We start from the raw sequence: 19,474 nt of genomic DNA, 5'->3' as shown, positions 1-19,474 counted from the left end.
GTCGAGTTGTCCTAAAACAACATTATAAAAATGCACAACCCGAAATATTCGGGGACGCTCTTCTCAGTTGAAGGAGTTGTTCATGCGTAAACTTTTTGCACGGGACGATCATCTGGATGTCCTGACCACGGCTGCTCCAACCGCCGGACGGACATCGCTTCCGTTTCAGCGCATGATGGATATACTGCCCATGGCTGCCATTATGTGCGATACGGAATATCGCATCACCTATGCCAATGCTCTCAGCGTGGAAACGCTGAAGAAACTGAAACACCTCATCAGGATAGATCCCGATCACATGATCGGTGAGTCCATTGATGTGTTCCATTCCAATCCCGCGCATCAGCACGGCATTCTCGCCAATCCGAACAATATGCCTTTTTCATCCATCATCACGCTGGGTGACGAAAAACTGGATCTTTACGTCCAGCGGCTGGCTGATGATGACGGGGCCCATCGCGGCTTCCTCCTGACCTGGAGCGTGGTGACGGAGAAGTTGAAACTCCAGGCCGAGCAGGACCGGCTGCGCAACATGATCGAGGAAATGCCGATCTCGGTCATGGTCGCGGATGAGCAGTTTACGATCCAGTATATGAACAAGGCCAGTCTGGACACCTTTCGCACGATTGCGGAACATCTGCCGGTGCCGCCGGAAGAAATCGTCGGGCAAAGCATCGACATCTTCCACAAACACCCCGCGCACCAGCGTGCGATGTTGGCCGACCCGGGCAACCTGCCGCATCGGGCCGTGTTCAAGCTGGGGCCCGAGGTGTTCGACCTTCGGGCGTCGGCGGTCCGCGATTCCGATGGCAATTATGTTGGTCCGATGGTCACCTGGAGCCTGCGCACACAGTTTCAGAATCTTGAGACTGACTTCGAAACCCGTATCGGTGGTCTCGTCGCGTCGGCCGATGAAAACGCCGTCAAACTGGCCGGGGTCAGCGAAGATATGGCGCAGGCGTCCTCGGAAACCGTCCGCGAGGGCGAAACGATGAGCCGCGCGGTCGAGCAGACCGCCGGCAGCATCCAGACCGTGGCCGCGGCGACGGAGGAAATGTCCTCATCCGCCGCTGAAATCGCGCGGCAGATCGCGGTGTCGTCGGAAAAAACATCCGAGACCAATGAGGCCGCCAGCCGCACGACCGAGACCATGGCCGCCATGGACGAGGCCTCAAGGCGCATCGGCGACATTGTCGGCATCATCAATGACATTGCCGACCAGACCAATCTGTTGGCGCTCAACGCCACGATCGAGGCCGCGCGCGCCGGCGATGCCGGCAAAGGCTTCGCCGTCGTCGCGTCGGAGGTGAAATCACTGGCCACCCAGACGTCAAAGGCGACCCATGAAATACGCGATCAGATCAAGACCGTGCAGGATGTGACGGGTGAGGCGGTGACCGCCATCGGCACCATCAGCGAGGCGCTGAGGGAACTGCGCGATGTCAGCCAGACGATCGCGGCCGCTGCGGAAGAGCAACGCTCCTCAACCGAGGAGATCGCCCGTTCGATTCAGGAAGCCGCCTCGACAAGCAGCGAGCTCAAATCTTCCGCCGGTGCCGTGATGACCCGGTTCAGCGCGGTCGGGGAGGCGTCCAGGGAACTCAGCGCATCGGTTGATATCGTCAAGAGAGACAACAGCGCCTTGAAAACGGCCAGCGACGATTTCCTGAAGGAGGTCAAAAAACTGTAAGGCGTTCAACCGGTTTAAAACCGGCCGGAACGGGAAAGACCCGCCAGGCAAGGGCACCTGGCGGGTCTTTATTGATGGCTGCGTGTAACGGGATCGGCTCAGTTCCAAATCAATTTTGCCGGCGCAGGGCAGCCAGTTGGCATTTCCCGCAGGTGCCTCTTGCGGACGGCCTGCCTTTCCAGTCCGCTGATGCCTTCCGGTATGCTGCCTGTATCCATCGGTCTGAAGCATTCCTCGCATCTCTTGGGGCAACCGTCACCGGTTCTTCCGCCGTTTGGGTGACCGGTCGACGTTTACATCCACACGGCACAGGCCGCGACAGGCCCTATCGCATCAGAACGACAGACGACCTTGCAGGATCGTATCATTTCCATCGTGGTCGATCGAATGATCAGGCTGTGGCTGCCCCCGCGACAATGAACGCCCTTTGCACTGCGCGATGAGCAAAAGAGTCGTTCAGCACTACTCTTTTGTTGATTATGTCGGATTTTAATTTAAATGTAACTGCGAATCGCTCTCATGTGTATTGAAATTAAAATGAGATGCAAACAGTCACGGCATACAGTCGGCTAGATATCCTGACAGGAACGTTAGTACTGACAGTACCGACGATGGTCGGTATCTCCTGCCGGAGGGGCGTGCATGCGTGATATCCCGCCCGGCACTGCCACAGGCGATGATGGTGTGGACGCAGAGAAATGTTCGTCCCTCTCCGCCGTGACAAGCGCTTCACGTGCCCGCCTGAAAAGCAATGATGATATCGAGGATTTGTACAAGGAGCATTCCAGTTATCTGATTGCTTCTTTACGGAGAATGTTCGGGAATGGGCCGCCTGATCCGGAGGACGTGGCGCAACAGGCGTTTGAAAAACTCATGCTGCGGCCTGATCGATCCGATATTCGTGATCTGAGGGCGTTTCTTTGGCGCACAGCCCGTAACACATTCCTGAATGGCCTCGACAGGGAGAACACACGTACCCGGCACGACTTTGAAGTTGAAAATCTTTTTTTTCCGTCGCGGGGAGACAATTCGACGCCTGAAGCGGTCCTAGAAGTAAAAGCGGAACTGAATGCCATCAATCAAGCGTTGAGACGAATGCCGGAAAAGCGACGCCATGCCTTCCTTCTGCATAAAGTAGAGGGACTGTCTGTGTCCGATGTGGCTAGGCGGCTGAAGATATCCCGAACGCCCACTCAGAAGCACATTACACGGGCAGCCCATGATATTGAAATTTACCTCGCCGAGAGACTGCGGGGGCGGACAAAATGAACACTCTGAGAGAGGATGAAAAGGAACTAAGTCGCATCGCCCATGAATGGCGAGAGCGTGTTCAGTCAGCCTCGGCGACGGATGCGGATCACCAGGCCCTTCAAACATGGCTTGACCAGGACAGTCGACATGAAGACGCCTATGATAGGGCTTTAACCTATTGGGCGGCTTTTGATCACTTGCGGCCCGAGGATATAGACCCTGATTTGATGCCATCGCCGTCTGCCGTTCGACAAATACCGCTGCTGGAAAAAACAAGGGACCTGATCGCCGCAACGCGGCTTCGTTTTGCGGCCATGGCCGCCGCCATTGTCATCATCGCTTTGCCCGCCACCTTGTTTATCACCGCGTTTGAAAGCGGTATTCCTACCACGAATGCAGAGCTGTCTACTTTCACCACCGGGGTTTCTGAAACCAAGACGGTGACCCTGAAAGACGGAACGATTGTGACCCTTGGTGCATTATCCGAAATAGAAATCCTAATGTCCCATCGCAAACGTTCCGTGCAGCTCAAAAACGGCGATGCATTTTTCGATGTCGCGCGGGATGCATCCCGGCCCTTTTCTGTCAATGCGGGCGATTTGACGGCGCGGGCGCTGGGGACAAAGTTTGATGTGCGCAGCAATGGCGGTGTGTTCCGGGTTGCGGTCGCCGAAGGTCTTGTCGAAGTGGCTTACCCATATGTGCTGAATGGAAAAGCGATCGACTTCAAGAAACGGCAGATGCTCGGTGAAGGGCGGGAAATCGCCGCCACGCAAAAGGAGGGGCTGCGCCCTGTGCGCGACGTGGCACCGGACACGGTTGGCGTCTGGCGCAACCGGAAACTTGTTTACGATGGCGCGACATTGGCGGAACTGGTGGCGGATGCAAACCGTTATGATGCAAGACGGATTACCCTGTCCGACAGTGCACTGATCTTTGCCGATGAAACCATCACGGCGTCGTTCGACGCAAACAATGTGGATCGCATGCTTCGCATGCTGGCTTTGTCATTTCCGGTAACAATTGATCAAAGTGATCCCGACATCGTGCGCATCCGGGCGCGCGATAATGAAGACGGCTAGTGCGACGGACGAAAGTCATAAAACGATCATCCCTCAAAAAGCCATTCATAAACAAGGGTATGGAGTGTCTCTTGGCTTCAATCTGTATAAGAGATGTTCGAGCCTCTATCACTTTTACGAGTTTGTGAATTTTTTCATGCCGCAGGGAGGCATTTTCTCACCCCCACCGGTCTAAACAGTACAAACGCGAATGAGTGGCATTCGCGGTATAAGGCGTAAGGGGTGCGCGAGCGTGAGTAAAAAGTCATTTTTTCAACGGGTTAAGCCTGTTCTGGCTGTGGCGGTATCCTCCCTGGCCATCTGCGTGTCGGTCCCGCCGACGTTGGCCCAATCGGAAAACCAGACCCAAACGCAGCAGGAGATCAACATCGCCGCACGGGCTCTCAGCCAATCTCTTCTCGCTATTTCGGATGCCTTCAATGTCGATATCCTGGCTCCAAACAGTCTTGTCGCCGGTAAAACCGCGCCATCTGTCTCCGGTGCAATGGACGTCGATGAGGCGTTGCGGCGGGTGTTGGCGGACTCCGGGCTTGTCGCGACGCCTGCTGAAGACGGCGCCTATGTGATTGCGAGGCAGGAAACGACACCTGACCGCACCCCCGCCCCGGCAGACGGTATCGATGAAAAGCGTGTTATCGAAACGATTATTGTCACCGGCACAAAGCAGGAGCTCTCCGTTCAAGATACGACAATTTCGGCGGAAATCTTCACGGCAGACCGGATTGAAAGCGAAGCGCTGTTCAGCCTTCAGGATATCATACAGCGCACGCCGAATATTTCGTCGGTTGACGGAAGTGTCACGAATATCACGATCCGGGGGATCAGTCGTAACGGTACGGATTTTGCCGGCCAGGGTCAGACCTCGAACATTTATCTGGATGGTGCGCCCGCGACAGAGACGGCTCTTGACGGGTTTCAGTCGCTTTGGGATGTCGAACAGGTCGAGATTTTGCGCGGACCGCAATCCACCCTGCAGGGGCGCAATGCGCTGGCAGGCGCCGTGTTTTTACAGTCCGCCAATCCTACATATGAGTGGGATGGCAAGGCCCGTGCCCGGATTGCCGAATTTGGCACACGGCAATATTCGGCCGCTGTATCGGGTCCGCTTCTCAAAGGCCAGCTCGCTTTTCGTATCAGTGGCGACCATCAGGAAAGTGATGGTTTGCTGACCAACGCTTTCACGGGGGAGGCCCAAGACTCCCGCGAAAGCCTCAGCCTAAGGGGTAAACTCTTAATTGAACCGGCTGCATTGGATGATCTGAGCGTTCTTCTGACACTTGAATATATCGATCGTGAAAGCGGCAGCGCATCGATAGCAAGAGCACCTGTTCCTGTCGTCGACCCTGCGTTTGCGGACTTTGATCAGACAGGCCCCCTGACATTTGACAGTACGTTTGCAAACATCCGCGAAACCTACCGTGCCATCGCCGATATCACCTATGACATCAACGAGGCGTTCAAACTCCGGGTTATCGGTACCTATGAGGATGCCAACACTGAAACCTCATTCGACGTTGCCGATGGTGGCGGCTTTACAGGCTCGAGCGTCAATAATGAATTTGAAAATGTCACATATAGCGGGGAAGCGAGGCTGGAATTCGAATTCGGAAAACTGTCCGGTCTGATCGGCGGGTATTATTTCAGGACGGATTCCACATCTGATGGCCTTAGTAATGTTCCGCTTTCCAGCCAAATCCCGTTCCAGGTATCGCCAGCGGACAGTATTTTGAGTATTAACTTCCTTGGCCAATCAAAAGTTGAAAACTATTCCGCTTTCGCGTCGGTGCGCTATGAACCGTCGGCTCGCTGGACAATCGATCTGGGGTTCCGGATCGATGATGAGAATTTCACCACACAGAATGATTTCCAGGGTATCGATATTGTCCCGGATACGTGTTTGGTAACGGTGCCGGGATCGATTGTTGGCGCGCCGCTTCCGGTCGTTACGCTCAACTGCATTGCGGCCGCTGATTTCCTGACACCTCCAACCGAGCCCCAGCAGGGGGATAATTTCACGGTGTTTCTGCCGCGCGCCGCCGTGACCTATCATTTTAGTGGAGATCATTCCGTCTTTGTGGGCGCGCGGCGTGGTTATCGGGCGGGTGGTCCGTTCCTGCGGATCGATCAAGCCACTGGTCTTTTCAGTGTCGGTACATTCGATCCGGAATTTCTGACCAGTTACGAGGCCGGCTGGAGGTCTGTATGGCTAGACGGTGATCTCACGTTCAATGGCACGGTTTTTCTCAGCAAATATCAGGATCAACAGATCAGTATACCCGGCCCGTCGGGTGTGCCCACGGATCAGGTTACCGTCAACGCCGCGGAGTCGACGCTTTATGGTCTTGAGTTGTCGGCGAATTATGAAGCAACGGAAAATTTGAGCCTTTATGGCAGCCTCGGTTTGCTCAGGACTGAATTTGACGAATTTCCTCTCAGTCTCGCAAGCGATGCGGAGGCAGACTTGTCCGGCAATGAATTTGAAAACGCGCCGAATGTTTCATTTTCACTGGGTGCGAATTATCGACACAGGAGCGGGTTTTTCAGTGATGTCAGCCTGAACTATCAGGGCGACGCGGAGAGCACTGTTTTCAATTTCGGCTCTGAGGATCTCGGTTCTGATTTTACCGAGCGTGTGGAGGATGCAGCGATTGTAAATGCACGCCTTGGCTATCGCATGGATCATTTCACCCTGACGGTTTTTGCGACAAACCTGTTTGACGCCGATCAACCCACCAACATCCTGATTGCAAATCAAAACACGGCTTTCGGCACGACAGGTGATAACCGTTTCCTCAGTCGGCCGGGGTTCACCCTTCGGCAGCCGCAAACATTCGGCGTGTCGATCGATCTGGAATTTTAGGCCATCGGCGGTTTGAAGCCGGACATAACCACCAGCCGCCCCCTGGGTCGTGGGTAAGGACCGCCATAATACGGAACTATGATCTGCGATTTCCGTGCTGTGTGCCGGGCGGCCCCTGCTTCAGCCTCATGCGGAACCCTGCACAAGGTGGAAATGCGTATGAGATACATGGAAAAGCATCCATTCCAGACGAACGAAAAAGGACCGCCAAATCAATTGGCGGCCCCTTGTCGTCTTGATGGTCGGGGAGAGAGGATTCGAACCTCCGGCCCCTGCCTCCCGAAGGCAGTGCTCTACCAGGCTGAGCTACCCCCCGATACGGGATATCCGCCCGTTTGAAATCGCCGTGGGGCGGACACGGCATGTCTGCCACGGTACATGACCGGGCGGGCGTGTGTATAGGTCAAGCCGCGCACGCGCGCAAGAGGGAAGTTTGCCGTAATTTTGCCGTTTCCGCCAGCTGTCGGCCCTGTCGAAACGGGGTCCGCGTCAATGGCCGCGTTCAATCACGAAATCGACGATATCGCTCAGCGCCTGTTTCATCGGACCGTCGGCAAAGGGGGCGATGGCCGCATGGGCGTCACGCACATAGTCGCGCGCCCGGTCCATGGCGCGCGGCAGGGCGTCATGCCGGCCCATCAGGGACAGGGCCTGTTCCAGATCGCCGTCGCGCTGGTCCAGATCCTCCAGACAGCGTTTCCAGAACGCCTTTTCGGGGGCATCCGCACCAGCCAGCGCATAGATGACGGGCAGGGTCAGCTTGCCTTCCTGAAAATCATCGCCGACGGTTTTGCCCAGCGTTGCCTGCCGGGCGGAATAATCCAGAACATCGTCGACAATCTGAAAGGCGATACCCAGCGCTTGGCCAAAGGACCGAAGCCGGGCACGGGTGTCATCGTCCCCGTCGGCCACCACGCCGGCAATTTCGCACGCCGCCGCGAACAACACGGCGGTCTTGGCGCCGATGACATCCAGATATGTGGCCTCGTCCGTTGCAAGATCGCCCGTGGTGGTCAGTTGCAGTACCTCGCCCTCTGCAATGACGGACGATGCGGCCGACAGAATGCGCAGCACGTCCAGCGATCCATCCTCGACCATCAGCTCAAACGCCCGACTGAACAGAAAATCGCCGACCAGAACGCTGGCCTGATTGCCCCAGATTTCATTGGCGGTTTCCCGGCCCCGCCGCAGCGTGCTGGCATCGACCACATCGTCGTGCAGCAGGGTGGCGGTGTGAATGAACTCCACACACGCCGCCAGTTTGATATGACGTCTGCCTTCAAAGCCGATCAGCTGTGCACAGGCCAGCGTCAGAACGGGGCGCAGCCGCTTGCCGCCGGAAGACACCAGATGACCGGCCAATTGCGGGATCAGGGCCACCGGGCTTTGCATCCGGTCCAGGATACAGGCGTTCACGGCCGCCATGTCGTCAGCCACCAGAGCCTGTAACCGGTCCATGGCCGAGGGGCCGGATGGTTTCCCGTCCTGCCGGGTGGCCGCCGTGGCGGAGTGTTTTTCTGCGGCGCTGGCCGCAGGGGACAGTCCCCTCATGGGCGGACCTCTCTCGAGACAAGTGTCACTTCAAACAATATAGCCGCCTTGCGGTATGGGGTATATACCGCCGCGCGGGCGGACATTACTGACAGGGGCGCCCAAAGGCAAGGGGGCGCACATCATGCCGCACCGCCGGCCGGGCAAGGCGGACCGGAATGACAGGGCCGAAAACCAGACCGGATAATCGGGCCGGAAACGAACCGGAGCCGCACCGGAAAAACCGGACCGCTGCTGTCCGTCATCATTGACCGCCGCCCCAGGTCAAAGCATTCTGGAGTAGCGCATTCTGGGGTTTCGCATCGGGGCATATCAGGATCAGGGGCCTGCGCGGGCCTGGTGCAGTCCGGTATCCAGCTACGGCGCCCGGAAATATCTTGAAATATAGTATGAAAGCCACTGGAAAGCGCGGTACAGACGGAAACAGAGCCACAGACAAGGGAATTCAGACAACGGAATTCAGGGATAACGGCCCCAAGGATAATCACCCCAGGATAATCATCGCAGGCATACAAAGTATTCAGGTAATCATATGACCCAGTCTGACAGCCGGATGGACGCCGGCCGGGCCGGTGACATGCCGGACGGTTCCCCAGGCACCGTCATGCGGTCCGAGCATCCACACCGGTCCGACACGCAAACCTCGAAGAGTTCGGAGATCCCGGAGAGCTCGGAGATCCCAGAGAGCTCGGAAGGCCCGGAAACCATAGACGATTTTCTCGGCGGCACCGTCAGGCTGATACAGCCCCGGCACGGATACCGTGTCTCCATGGATACGGTCCTGCTGGCGGCGGCGATCCCGGCACATCCCGGTGACCGGGTGCTGGACGGCGGTGTCGGCACCGGTGGGGCGGCCCTCTGCCTGCGGGCGCGGGTGCCCGGTGTGCAGGTTCGCGGCGTGGATATTCAGGATGACCTGCTCGACTATGCCCGGCGCAACATCGCCTTCAACGGGGCCGGGGACGACATCGCGGTCGAACACAGCGACATTACGGCGCTGAACGGTGTCGAGGGTACTTTTGACCATGTGATGATCAATCCGCCCTATCTTGCGCGGGGGCACGGGATTCGCCCACCGGATGCCTCGAAAGGGCTGGCCCATATGGACAGCAGCGCCAGCCTGAAGGACTGGCTGCGCTACTGTCTGTATCATGCCAGGGTCAAGGGGACCGTGACCATTATTTACCGGGCGGACCGGATGGACGAGGTCATGGCCTATCTGCACCGCAGGGTGGGCGAGTTGACGGTGTTGCCGCTGTGGCCGCGCACCGGCATGCCGGCCAAGCGTGTGATCATTCAGGGCCGCAAAGGGGTTGCGGGGTCCGTGCGTCTGCTGCCGGGGCTGGCGCTGCACGGTCTCCATGACCGCTATTCGGCCGAGGCCGAGGCCGTGCTGCGGGACGGCGCTGCCCTGACGCTGCGCTGACACCCTTTGCCCCGGCGGCCGTCACTGCCTGGGCGCGGCGTCCAGCACCGCATGCGGTTTGACGGTGTGGAATCTTGGGCACCGCCGTTTTCCTGCGCCTTTTCCTGTTCTTGTCCCGTAACTTGCCCTTGTCCTTGCGGGGCAGGGCGGGCTAATCACATGGGGAAGCGCCCGTGCGGTCCGGATTTTCGGATTGGTTTCGGACCGGTGCGAACCATGCCGTTGTAAAGGATGGACCCGATGGGGATTGGCAAAGTGTTTTATGCGTTGCGCAAGCGCCTGTTTGGTGAAGGCGCGCCCATTGTCGCCGTCCTGCGGCTGGAAGGGGTGATCGGCGCCGGCGGACGCTTCCAGCAGTCGCTCAGCCTGACCCGCCTGGCCGAGCCGATCGAGCGTGCCTTCACCATGCCGGGCGTCAAGGCGGTGGCGCTGGCCATCAATTCGCCCGGTGGTTCGCCGGTGCAGAGCGCGCTGATCCTGCGACGTATCCGGGCCCTGTCGGATGAAAAGCACGTGCCCGTCATTGCCTTTGCCGAGGATGTGGCGGCCTCCGGCGGGTATATGCTGGCGTTGGCCGGCAGCGAGATCTACGCCCATGAGGCGTCCATCATCGGCAGTATCGGGGTGGTATCGTCCGGCTTCGGCTTTACCGGTGCGATTGATCGTCTGGGGATCGAGCGGCGACTCTATACGGCCGGTGCCAAGAAATCCATGCTGGACCCGTTCCTGCCCGAGGACGCCGAGGATGTGGAGCGTCTTGGCGCCATCCAGAAGGACGTGCACGATTACTTCAAATCCCTGGTCCGGGACCGTCGGGGCAAACGGCTGAAGGGCGCGCGTACCCGTATTTTCTCGGGCGAGGTTTTCACCGGCGAGGATGCGCGCAAGCTGGGCCTTGTCGACGGGCTCGGCGATCTGCGCGGTGTCATGCGCGAGCGTTTCGGCGAAAAGGTGCGTCTGCGTCCCGTCGAACAGCGCCGGCCCCGTCTGGGGTCGTTTCTGGGCCTCCGGCGCGGGGTGCCGGCCGAAGACGCCGCTGCCCGCGCCCTGGCCGGTACCGCCTTGACCGGTGACGGTTTGGCGTCCGGCCTGGGCCGTGGGGTTCTCGCCGCGGTCGAAGAAAGGCTTTGGTGGAACCGCTACGGTCTGTAGGGTGTCCTTGATCTGAATGTAAGGCAGCGGCACGGCAGGCATTGGGGGCAGGCATGGACGATACGCACCGGCAGAAACTGCGCGAATATCGTGAAAGCATCGACAATATCGACGCGGCCCTGGTTTTTCTGCTGGCCGAACGCTTCAAGATTACCAAGAAGGTCGGGTTTTACAAAAAGGAACACGACCTGCCGCCCGCCGATCCCTCGCGCGAAGGCGAGCAGATCGAACGTCTGCGGACGCTTGCCAGGTCCGCCAATCTGGACCCGGCCTTTTCCGAAAAATTTCTGCAATTCATTATCCGTGAGGTGATCCGCCACCATGAGCGTATCCGCGAAAGCGGTAGCCTGGAGCAGTCCCCGGCGGATGAATACACGGGCAAGGAGGACGGATCATGACCATCGGTTCCGACGAGGATCTTGAAAAAATGAAGGAAATCGGCGCTATCTGCCGGTCCGTTCTGGCGGCGATGCGTGCTCGTGTGTGTGAGGGAATCACCCCCCTGGAGCTTGACGATATCGCCGGGCGCATGCTGTCGGCCGCCGGCGCCCGCTCGGCGCCGAAACTGGCCTATGATTTTCCGGGCCATGCCTGCATATCCGTCGGTACGGCGGTGGCGCACGGCATTCCCGACGACCGCCCCTTGCGGGCGGGCGAAATGGTCAATATCGATGTCTCGGCGGAAAAGGACGGCTATTTCGCCGATACCGGCGCCAGCATGTGCGTCGGTGCGCCCTGCCGCGAGGTGGCGGCCCTGTTGAAGGCGACCGAGGACACACAGCGCCGCGCCATGTATACCGCACGGGCCGGCCGCCCCATAAGCGGCGTCGCCCGTATTGTCGAGGCGAGGGCGAAGCAGCATGGCTACCACATTGTCGAAGGCCTGAACGGACACGGCGTCGGCCGCTGGATTCATGAGGAGCCCAGAGTCAGCAACACGTTGAGCCTGGCACAGAAGGGCCGCCTGAAACGGGGACAGGTGATCACGGTCGAACCCTTTCTCGCCACCCGCAGCCGGTCCTATGTGGAGGATGCCGATGGCTGGACCCTGCGCTTGCAGGACGGCGGCCTTGGCGCCCAGTTCGAACATACCTTCGTCGTCACGGACGGCGCACCCATCGTCCTGACCTGACGGCTTTAGGACTGGGCAAGGGGTTCATGCCCTGACCGGGCAGATATTCCCTTACCCCCCTGCGGCCCTTGCTCCCCGCGGCCGTTGCCCCCTTCCGGCGCCTGTCCGACCGGTCTGAATATTCCTGCCGCCGGGGGCAAGACGGTTCACGCGCTTGACGCTGGCGGCGGTGGCGGCTAGCGTGCCCGCCACCTTCGCAATTGCAACAATTTTACCTCTCAGGATCATGGCCGAAACGACCGCCCACAAGGGCATGCCCTTCCAACAGATCATACTGACCCTGCAACGTTATTGGGCGGATCGCGGCTGCGTCATCCTCCAGCCCCATGACATGGAGATGGGGGCCGGAACCTTTCACCCCGCGACCACGCTGAAAGCGTTGGGGCCCGAGCCGTGGAAGGCCGCCTATGTTCAGCCCTGCCGCCGTCCGACCGATGGCCGCTATGGGGAAAACCCCATGCGTTTGCAGCATTATTACCAGTTTCAGGTCATCCTGAAGCCGTCGCCGAAGGATATGCAGGATCTGTATCTGGGGTCACTGGCGGCCATTGGTATCGACTCGGCGGTTCATGACATCCGCTTTGCCGAGGATGACTGGGAAAGTCCGACGCTGGGCGCCTGGGGCCTGGGGTGGGAAGTCTGGTGCGATGGCATGGAAGTCAGCCAGTACACCTATTTTCAGCAGGTGGGGGGTTTTGACTGCAAGCCGGTGTCCGGCGAACTGACATACGGGCTGGAACGTCTGGCCATGTTCGTGCAGGGCGTGGACAATGTGTATGATCTGGATTTCAACGGCGCCGGAACCTCTTACGGCGATGTGTTTCTGGAAAACGAACGCCAGCAGTCGGCCTATAATTTCGAGCATGCCGCCACGGACGCCCTGTTCGAGGCCTTTAAAAAGGCGGAAGACGAGTGCGCCAAACTGCTTGAGGCCGCATTGCCGCTGCCGGCCTACGAGCAGTGTATCCGGGCCTCTCACAGCTTTAACCTGCTGGATGCGCGCGGTGTCATTTCGGTAACGGAACGGCAGGCTTATATCGGGCGTGTGCGCGATCTCGCCAAGGGATGCTGCGCCGCCTGGATGACGACAAACGGGTGGGGGGAATAAAGGCCATGCCCGATCTGCTGCTGGAACTGTTGTCCGAGGAAATCCCGGCTCGCATGCAAGCCAGGGCGGCCGAGGACCTGAAGCGTCTGGTGACTGCCGCGCTGAAAGAGGCGGGTCTGTCGTTTGAAGCGGCCGCCGCCCATGTCACGCCGCGCCGTCTGGCGCTGACGGTCACCGGTCTGCCACCGGCCACGCCAGATGTGCGCGAGGAACGGCGCGGGCCGCGTGCCGATGCACCGGACAAGGCGGTCGAAGGATTTCTGCGCGGCGCCGGCATCACCCGCGATGCCTGCGAGGAACGGGAAACGCCGAAAGGCACTTTTCTGTTCGCGGTGATTGAACGACCCGGACGTGCCACCGCCGACATGCTGACCGATATCCTGCCGGCCATTATCCGCAAATTCCCCTGGCCAAAGGCACAGCGCTGGGGCAGCGCCTCCGCCACGATGGAAGCCTTACGCTGGGTGCGGCCGCTAAACTCCATCCTGTGCCTTCTGGACGGCGCGGTCGTGCCGTTTGACATCGACGGTATCGCCGCCGGTGACAGGACGGAAGGCCACCGTTTCATGGCCCCCGGTGCGTTCGCGGTGGACGGTTTCAACGGCTATAAAGCCGGGCTTCTGGACCATAAGGTCATTCTGGATACCGGGCGCCGCATGACGCTGATTGCCGATACGGCGCGCACCCTGGCGTCTGCCGCCGGGCTGGACTGGGTGGAAGATCAGGCATTGCTGGCGGAGGTTGCCGGCCTTGTCGAATGGCCGGTGCCGATGATCGGCAGTTTCGATCCCGCCTTTCTAACCGTGCCGGAGGAAGTGCTGATCCTGACCATGCGGCAGGACCAGAAATATTTTGTCCTGCGTGATCCCGTCACCGGCAGGTTGGCGCCGAAATTCATCTTCGTCGCCAATATCGAACCCAAGGACGGCGGCACTGCGGTGACGGCCGGCAATGAGCGCGTTCTGACGGCCCGGCTGGCGGACGCCAAGTTTTTCTGGGACCAGGATCTGAAGACACCGCTGGCCGCCCGTCTGCCGCAACTGGCCGATATTGTCTTTCATGACAGGCTTGGCACCGTGGCGGACCGGGTTGACCGCATGGCCGCACTGGCCGGGGCGCTGGCCGACTATATCCCGGACTGCCGCCCCGAGACGGCGCGCAGCGCCGCCGGACTGGCCAAGGCCGATCTGGTCAGCAGCATGGTTCATGAATTTCCGGAAGTGCAGGGCGTCATGGGTCGTTACTATGCCATGGCGGAAGGCATGGACGCCGCCGTCGCCGATGCCATCCGCGATCATTATGCCCCTCTCGGCCCCGGCGATGCCTGCCCGACCGCGCCGGTCAGTGTTGCCGTGGCACTGGCCGAAAAACTGGATACCCTCGTCGGCTTTTTCGGCATCGGTCAGCCGCCGACGGGCAGCAAGGACCCTTACGCGCTGCGCCGGGCGGCGCTGGGCGTTATCCGCCTGATCACGGAAAACGGTCTGCGGCTGCCGCTGGCCGGTATCGTGAAAGGGGCGACCTCTTTCCATAAGGGTGCGGTGGAGGACCCGACCGGCGACCTGCTTGCCTTTCTGGCCGACCGGCTGACGGTGCAGCAGCGCGAGCTTGGCGTGCGCCATGACCTGATCGATGCCGTGTTCGCCAAGGGGGACGACGATCTGGTGCGGATTCTGGCCCGTGTGGCGGCCCTGGACGCCTTCCTGAAAACCGATGACGGGGAAAACCTGCACGCCGGCTACAAACGCGCGGCCAATATTCTCAGGATCGAGGAAAAGAAGGACGGCACGTCCTACAGTCCGCTGGAAACACGCCCCGCCGGCATGGAGCCGGCGGAAGAGGATCTGTTCGACGCCCTGGCGGCGGCAACGGCGCGCGCGGATGCCGCGCTTGATGCCGAGGATTTCGCTGCCGCCATGGCGGTACTGGCGGCCCTGCGTGCACCGACGGACCGGTTTTTTGACGATGTGACGGTCAATGCCGGGGATGCGGACGTGCGTCAGCGCCGTCTGCGTCTCCTGGCGCGGATCCGGGATGCGATCGACCATGTCGCCGATTTTGGCAAAATTGAAGGATGACGGCGATCCGCCGGCACCATGTCAATCCGGGGGTGACGGCGTCACGGAATTGACATATTAGGGCTGATCAGGGGCGTCGAAAACGGATTAAGGGCGCAGACAGATTCAGGAGGATAACGGCATGGGCCAATGGGTGTACCGTTTCGGTGACGGTTCGGCGGAAGGCCGCGCCGACATGAAGGAACTTCTGGGTGGCAAGGGGGCCAATCTGGCGGAAATGGCCGCGCTTGGCCTGCCGGTGCCGCCGGGCTTTACCATCACGACCGAAGTCTGCACCTATTATTACGACCATGACCGCCAGTATCCTGGCTCTCTGCGCGCGGACGTGGACGGTACCCTCAAGGCGGTTGAGACAAGCGTCGGCGCGGCGTTCGGCGATACCGACAATCCGCTTCTGGTATCCGTACGCTCGGGTGCGCGGGTGTCCATGCCCGGCATGATGGACACGGTCCTCAATCTCGGCCTCAACGATGAAACGGTGCAGGGTCTGGCGCGGCAAAGCGGCGATGACCGCTTCGCCTGGGACAGCTACCGCCGTTTTATCCAGATGTATGGCGACGTTGTCCTCGGCGTCGACCACCATCATTTCGAGGAACTGATCGAAATCCACAAGGAGGAACGCGGTCAGGATCTGGACACCGAACTGCAGGCCGAGGACTGGAAAATCCTCGCCGGGCGGTTCAAGGACAAGGTGGCCGAGGTGCTGGGCCATCCCTTCCCGCAGGATGTGGGCGAACAGCTCTGGGGGGCCATCGGTGCCGTTTTCGGCAGCTGGAGGATCGACCGGGCGAAAACTTACCGCCGTCTTCACGCCATTCCCGAGGATTGGGGCACGGCGGTCAATGTGCAGGCCATGGTGTTCGGCAATATGGGTGACACATCGGCGACCGGCGTTGCCTTTACCCGCAATCCGGCCACGGGCGAACATGCGATTTACGGCGAATATCTCATCAACGCGCAGGGCGAGGATGTGGTGGCCGGTATCCGGACGCCGCAGCATCTGACGAAAGCCGCGCGGGAAAACGCCAACCATGCCGGCGGCAATGCGGGGCCGTCCATGGAAGAAAGCATGCCTGATGTCTTTTCCCAGCTCAGTGATGTGTTCGTGCGGCTGGAAACCCATTACCGCGACATGCAGGACATCGAATTCACCGTCCAGCGCGGCAAGCTGTGGATGTTGCAGACCCGCAGCGGCAAGCGCACGGCGAAAGCCGCCCTGAAAATCGCCGTCGATCTGGCGTCCGAAGGGCTGATCGATGAAAAAACCGCCGTCACGCGGGTGGAGCCCGCCGCCCTTGACCAGTTGTTGCACCCGACCCTCGACCCCGATGCCCCGCGCGATCTGCTGACGCGTGGCTTGCCCGCATCGCCCGGTGCGGCGTCCGGCAGTGTGGTGTTTGACGCGGACGAGGCCGAGCGCCGCGCCAAGGCCGGCGACCGGGTCATCCTGTGCCGGGTGGAAACCAGCCCCGAGGATATCCACGGCATGCATGCCGCCGAGGGTGTGCTGACGGCGCGTGGCGGCATGACCAGCCATGCGGCGGTGGTGGCGCGCGGGATGGGACGCCCCTGTGTCTCCGGTGCCGGGCAGATCCGCATCGATGCCAAGGCCGGGGTGATGACCTGCGGCGGCCGCCAGATTGCCGAGGGCGATGTCATCACGCTGGACGGGTCGTCGGGCGAGGTTTTCGTGGGCGAGGTCAAAACCCTTCAACCGGAACTGGCCGGCGATTTCGCCACCCTGATGCGCTGGGCCGATACGTACCGCCGGCTGCGGGTGCGGACCAATGCCGACACGCCGCCTGATTCGAAAACCGCCCGTGAATTCGGCGCCGAGGGCATCGGCCTGTGCCGGACGGAACATATGTTTTTCGATGACAACCGCATCGTTGCCGTCCGTCAGATGATCCTGGCCGACGACCGGGCCGGGCGGGAAGAGGCCCTGGCCAAACTGTTGCCCATGCAGCGGGACGATTTTGAGGGGATTTTCCGCGAGATGTCCGGCCTGCCGGTCACCATCCGCCTGCTGGACCCACCCCTGCATGAATTCTTGCCGCGCGAGGACAGTGAATTCGCCGAAGTGGCCGCTGCCATGGGCGTGGACGCCAAGGCCCTGAAGGACCGGGCCGAGGACCTGTCCGAATTCAACCCCATGCTGGGTCACCGGGGGTGCCGCCTGGGCATCACCTATCCCGAGATATATGAAATGCAGGCCCGCGCCATTTTCGAGGCCGCGATCGCCGTCACCACCGGCGACGGCGATCCGGTTGAACCGGAAATCATGATTCCCCTGGTCGCCACCGAGAAGGAACTGTCCATCCTGCGCGGCCATGTGGAAGCCGTGGCCGAGGCCGTTTTCCGCGAAAAGGGAACCTCCGTGCCCTATAAGGTCGGCACCATGATCGAACTGCCGCGCGCGGCCATCTGCGCCGATCGCATCGCGGGTGCGGCCGATTTCTTCTCCTTCGGCACCAACGATCTGACGCAGACGACCATCGGCATCAGCCGCGATGACGCCAGCCGGTTCCTGGACCCTTATGTCAAAATGGACATTTTCCCGCAGGACCCCTTTGTGTCGCTGGATGTGGACGGGGTCGGCACGCTGGTGTCCATGGGCGCGGACAAGGGCCGTGCCGTCAAGCCGGACCTGAAAATCGGCATTTGCGGCGAGCATGGCGGCGATCCGGCCTCCATCACCTTCTGCGAGGGACTGGGGCTGGATTATGTATCCTGCTCGCCCTTCCGGGTGCCGATTGCCCGTCTGGCGGCGGCACAGGCCGCCATTGCCGCTGAAAAACAGGGATAGTTTTCATCCGACCCTGAGAAACCGGCCTCCGCCAGATGTTTGGATAGGCGCCCGGTCAGGTACTTGCACCGCGCGGCCCTGGCGGGCGGTGCAAGGCACTGCACTTTAGACACACAGGCCTGGGCGGATGATCGGGGCGTGTGTTTTCGGTCCGTGCTTCAGAAGGCTGCGTTAAAGGGAAGGTCTCAGGGCAATGCCGTCCGCGTTAAGCTCCGCTTCCCGGTGTTCCAGCCGCAGCAGGGCCAGTACCGCCCCGTCAGCGGCAGCGCGCACGTCGCCCGCGGCCTTGCCTTCGGCGGTGACGATGGCGGCTCCGGGGGATGGCATGCCCCCTTGCGGCACCATCGGCACCAGACATTTTTTCAGGCTGGTGCGGTGTTTCATGCGGGCTGTCAGCTCCTGGCCCACATAACAGCCTTTTTCAAAGGAAACCCCGTTCAGGACTTCTGCGTTCGTCTCCAGCCAGAAATCCTTTTCCGTTTTCAACTCCGAACTGCCGGATGGAATGCCAAGGGACAGCCGTTTCGCGTCATAGGTTTCGCGCGCGAGCGCCGTGCCTGCCGGCTGGCTGTCCTTGGGACCATACCAGCGCTTGCCCAGTGCGGCGGCGCGCGGGTCCGCAACGGTCAGGCCGTCCACCGCACTGTCCGTGCCGGACGTACCGTTGTCCCACAGGGCGCACACGCCCATACGGTCGCGTTCGTCAACAATGTCCACCTCGGCCCGCAATTTGTACAGCGTCAGTTTACGGATCAGGTCGTCGAGGCGGGAGGCTTCCGCGTCAAGCAGCAGGTCCGCACCGTCACTCAGCAAAATCAGATCGAACAGCACTTTCCCTTGCGGTGTCAGCAGGCCGGCGTATACGGCGTGCGTATCGTCGGCCTGCGGGACGTCATTGGTGATCAGGCCGTCTATGAAGGGTCTGGTTTCCGGCCCGCTCAGACGCAGGACGGCGCGGTCGTCAAGGGGAAGACACTGGAACGGCATGGCAGGCCTCATATCAGGGGAAAGAATACATGGGTTAAATCAGGACAAAATTGGTCCGTTATTAGGGTTCACATGGGCCAGTTTTCCGTCGGGGTCAAGGGACTTCGGGACAATCGCGCCTGCCTCGCAGGCTGTGCTTGTGCCCGGCCCGGTCTCTTGGCTACAACAGCCGCATACACAGATACCCCAAGACCCGTACAGAGAAGACCCGTCATACAGGGCGGCCATATTGCTCCAAATGTGCCGCACCGGGTGTAAAGGATTCCCATGTGCCTTTTCCGCAATGACTGTGCTGTCAGCCTGCCGGCCCTTGTGGCGAGGAACCGCGACCGATGCCACTCTTTATTTGCG

General features: G+C 60.3%; 13 protein-coding genes and 1 tRNA gene. 11 read left to right on the top strand and 3 right to left on the bottom strand.

The window, feature by feature from the left end; translation table 11 throughout:
- Window positions 1-82: 82 nt before the first annotated feature.
- The 4 genes from BXY39_RS01745 to BXY39_RS01730 all read left to right on the top strand — a co-directional run bounded on the left by BXY39_RS01745 (window position 83) and on the right by BXY39_RS01730 (window position 6,883).
- Window positions 83-1,690, top strand: a complete 1,608-nt coding sequence (locus BXY39_RS01745) for a methyl-accepting chemotaxis protein (protein WP_121937110.1) — start codon at window positions 83-85, stop codon at window positions 1,688-1,690.
- A 642-nt stretch (window positions 1,691-2,332) separates the two neighbouring features.
- Entirely contained in the window at window positions 2,333-2,959 is a 627-nt protein-coding gene (locus tag BXY39_RS01740) for an RNA polymerase sigma factor (protein ID WP_121937109.1), read from the top strand.
- Entirely contained in the window at window positions 2,956-4,023 is a 1,068-nt protein-coding gene (locus BXY39_RS01735; protein ID WP_121937108.1) for a FecR family protein, read from the top strand. Before BXY39_RS01740 ends, BXY39_RS01735 begins: the two co-directional genes overlap by 4 nt.
- A 232-nt stretch (window positions 4,024-4,255) precedes the next feature.
- Window positions 4,256-6,883 carry a TonB-dependent receptor gene (locus tag BXY39_RS01730; RefSeq protein ID WP_170163546.1) on the top strand — a complete coding sequence of 876 codons (2,628 nt, stop codon included), beginning with the start codon at window positions 4,256-4,258 and terminating at the stop codon, window positions 6,881-6,883.
- A gap of 239 nt (window positions 6,884-7,122) precedes the next feature.
- Here BXY39_RS01730 and BXY39_RS01725 read toward each other — a convergent pair.
- Window positions 7,123-7,199 (bottom strand) — tRNA-Pro (locus BXY39_RS01725).
- 173 nt (window positions 7,200-7,372) lie between these two features.
- The gene (locus tag BXY39_RS01720) at window positions 7,373-8,434 is read right to left on the bottom strand and encodes a polyprenyl synthetase family protein (protein WP_121937106.1); all 1,062 of its coding nucleotides are present in this window, start codon (window positions 8,432-8,434) and stop codon (window positions 7,373-7,375) included.
- A 532-nt stretch (window positions 8,435-8,966) separates the two neighbouring features.
- Between BXY39_RS01720 and BXY39_RS01715 the strand changes: the two genes are divergently transcribed.
- From BXY39_RS01715 to ppdK, 7 genes are all read left to right on the top strand, one after another.
- The gene (locus BXY39_RS01715) at window positions 8,967-9,860 is read left to right on the top strand and encodes a tRNA1(Val) (adenine(37)-N6)-methyltransferase (RefSeq protein ID WP_121937105.1); all 894 of its coding nucleotides are present in this window, start codon (window positions 8,967-8,969) and stop codon (window positions 9,858-9,860) included.
- A gap of 240 nt (window positions 9,861-10,100) precedes the next feature.
- Complete coding sequence (locus BXY39_RS01710; protein ID WP_121937104.1) at window positions 10,101-11,012, top strand: S49 family peptidase; 912 nt, start codon at window positions 10,101-10,103, stop codon at window positions 11,010-11,012.
- Window positions 11,013-11,065: 53 nt separating this feature from the next.
- A complete protein-coding gene (locus tag BXY39_RS01705) occupies window positions 11,066-11,410 on the top strand; it encodes a chorismate mutase (RefSeq protein ID WP_121937103.1) in 345 nt (114 codons plus the stop codon).
- Window positions 11,407-12,144 carry a type I methionyl aminopeptidase gene (map, locus tag BXY39_RS01700; RefSeq protein ID WP_121937102.1) on the top strand — a complete coding sequence of 246 codons (738 nt, stop codon included), beginning with the start codon at window positions 11,407-11,409 and terminating at the stop codon, window positions 12,142-12,144. The genes BXY39_RS01705 and map overlap by 4 nt, the downstream gene beginning before the upstream one ends.
- A 226-nt stretch (window positions 12,145-12,370) precedes the next feature.
- Window positions 12,371-13,252: a glycine--tRNA ligase subunit alpha gene (locus tag BXY39_RS01695; protein ID WP_245998942.1), complete on the top strand. Its 882-nt coding sequence runs from the start codon at window positions 12,371-12,373 to the stop codon at window positions 13,250-13,252.
- 5 nt (window positions 13,253-13,257) lie between these two features.
- On the top strand, window positions 13,258-15,330 hold the full coding sequence (gene glyS, locus BXY39_RS01690) for a glycine--tRNA ligase subunit beta (protein WP_121937689.1): 2,073 nt from the start codon (window positions 13,258-13,260) through the stop codon (window positions 15,328-15,330).
- A 121-nt stretch (window positions 15,331-15,451) separates the two neighbouring features.
- Window positions 15,452-18,136, top strand: coding sequence for a pyruvate, phosphate dikinase (gene ppdK, locus BXY39_RS01685; RefSeq protein WP_121937101.1), 2,685 nt, complete (start codon window positions 15,452-15,454; stop codon window positions 18,134-18,136).
- Window positions 18,137-18,307: 171 nt separating this feature from the next.
- Here the strand turns inward: ppdK and ygfZ are convergent, their stop codons facing one another.
- Window positions 18,308-19,123, bottom strand: a complete 816-nt coding sequence (gene ygfZ / locus BXY39_RS01680) for a CAF17-like 4Fe-4S cluster assembly/insertion protein YgfZ (protein WP_170163545.1) — start codon at window positions 19,121-19,123, stop codon at window positions 18,308-18,310.
- Between the last annotated feature and the right edge of the window lie 351 nt (window positions 19,124-19,474).

It is taken from the genome of Eilatimonas milleporae (assembly GCF_003688555.1).
Taxonomy (GTDB): Bacteria; Pseudomonadota; Alphaproteobacteria; order Sphingomonadales; family Kordiimonadaceae; genus Eilatimonas; species Eilatimonas milleporae.
Note: the sequence above shows the minus strand (reverse complement) of the source record. Positions and strands in the feature narration are given on the sequence as shown.

Coding starts and splice junctions, on each gene's coding strand:
- BXY39_RS01695 (WP_245998942.1), top strand. CDS start 12,371: ATGGCCGAAACGACCGCCCACAAGGGCATGCCCTTCCAACAGATCATA.
- BXY39_RS01705 (WP_121937103.1), top strand. CDS start 11,066: ATGGACGATACGCACCGGCAGAAACTGCGCGAATATCGTGAAAGCATC.
- BXY39_RS01735 (WP_121937108.1), top strand. CDS start 2,956: ATGAACACTCTGAGAGAGGATGAAAAGGAACTAAGTCGCATCGCCCAT.
- BXY39_RS01715 (WP_121937105.1), top strand. CDS start 8,967: ATGACCCAGTCTGACAGCCGGATGGACGCCGGCCGGGCCGGTGACATG.
- ppdK (WP_121937101.1), top strand. CDS start 15,452: ATGGGCCAATGGGTGTACCGTTTCGGTGACGGTTCGGCGGAAGGCCGC.
- glyS (WP_121937689.1), top strand. CDS start 13,258: ATGCCCGATCTGCTGCTGGAACTGTTGTCCGAGGAAATCCCGGCTCGC.
- BXY39_RS01710 (WP_121937104.1), top strand. CDS start 10,101: ATGGGGATTGGCAAAGTGTTTTATGCGTTGCGCAAGCGCCTGTTTGGT.
- map (WP_121937102.1), top strand. CDS start 11,407: ATGACCATCGGTTCCGACGAGGATCTTGAAAAAATGAAGGAAATCGGC.
- ygfZ (WP_170163545.1), bottom strand. CDS start 19,123: ATGCCGTTCCAGTGTCTTCCCCTTGACGACCGCGCCGTCCTGCGTCTG.
- BXY39_RS01745 (WP_121937110.1), top strand. CDS start 83: ATGCGTAAACTTTTTGCACGGGACGATCATCTGGATGTCCTGACCACG.
- BXY39_RS01740 (WP_121937109.1), top strand. CDS start 2,333: ATGCGTGATATCCCGCCCGGCACTGCCACAGGCGATGATGGTGTGGAC.
- BXY39_RS01720 (WP_121937106.1), bottom strand. CDS start 8,434: ATGAGGGGACTGTCCCCTGCGGCCAGCGCCGCAGAAAAACACTCCGCC.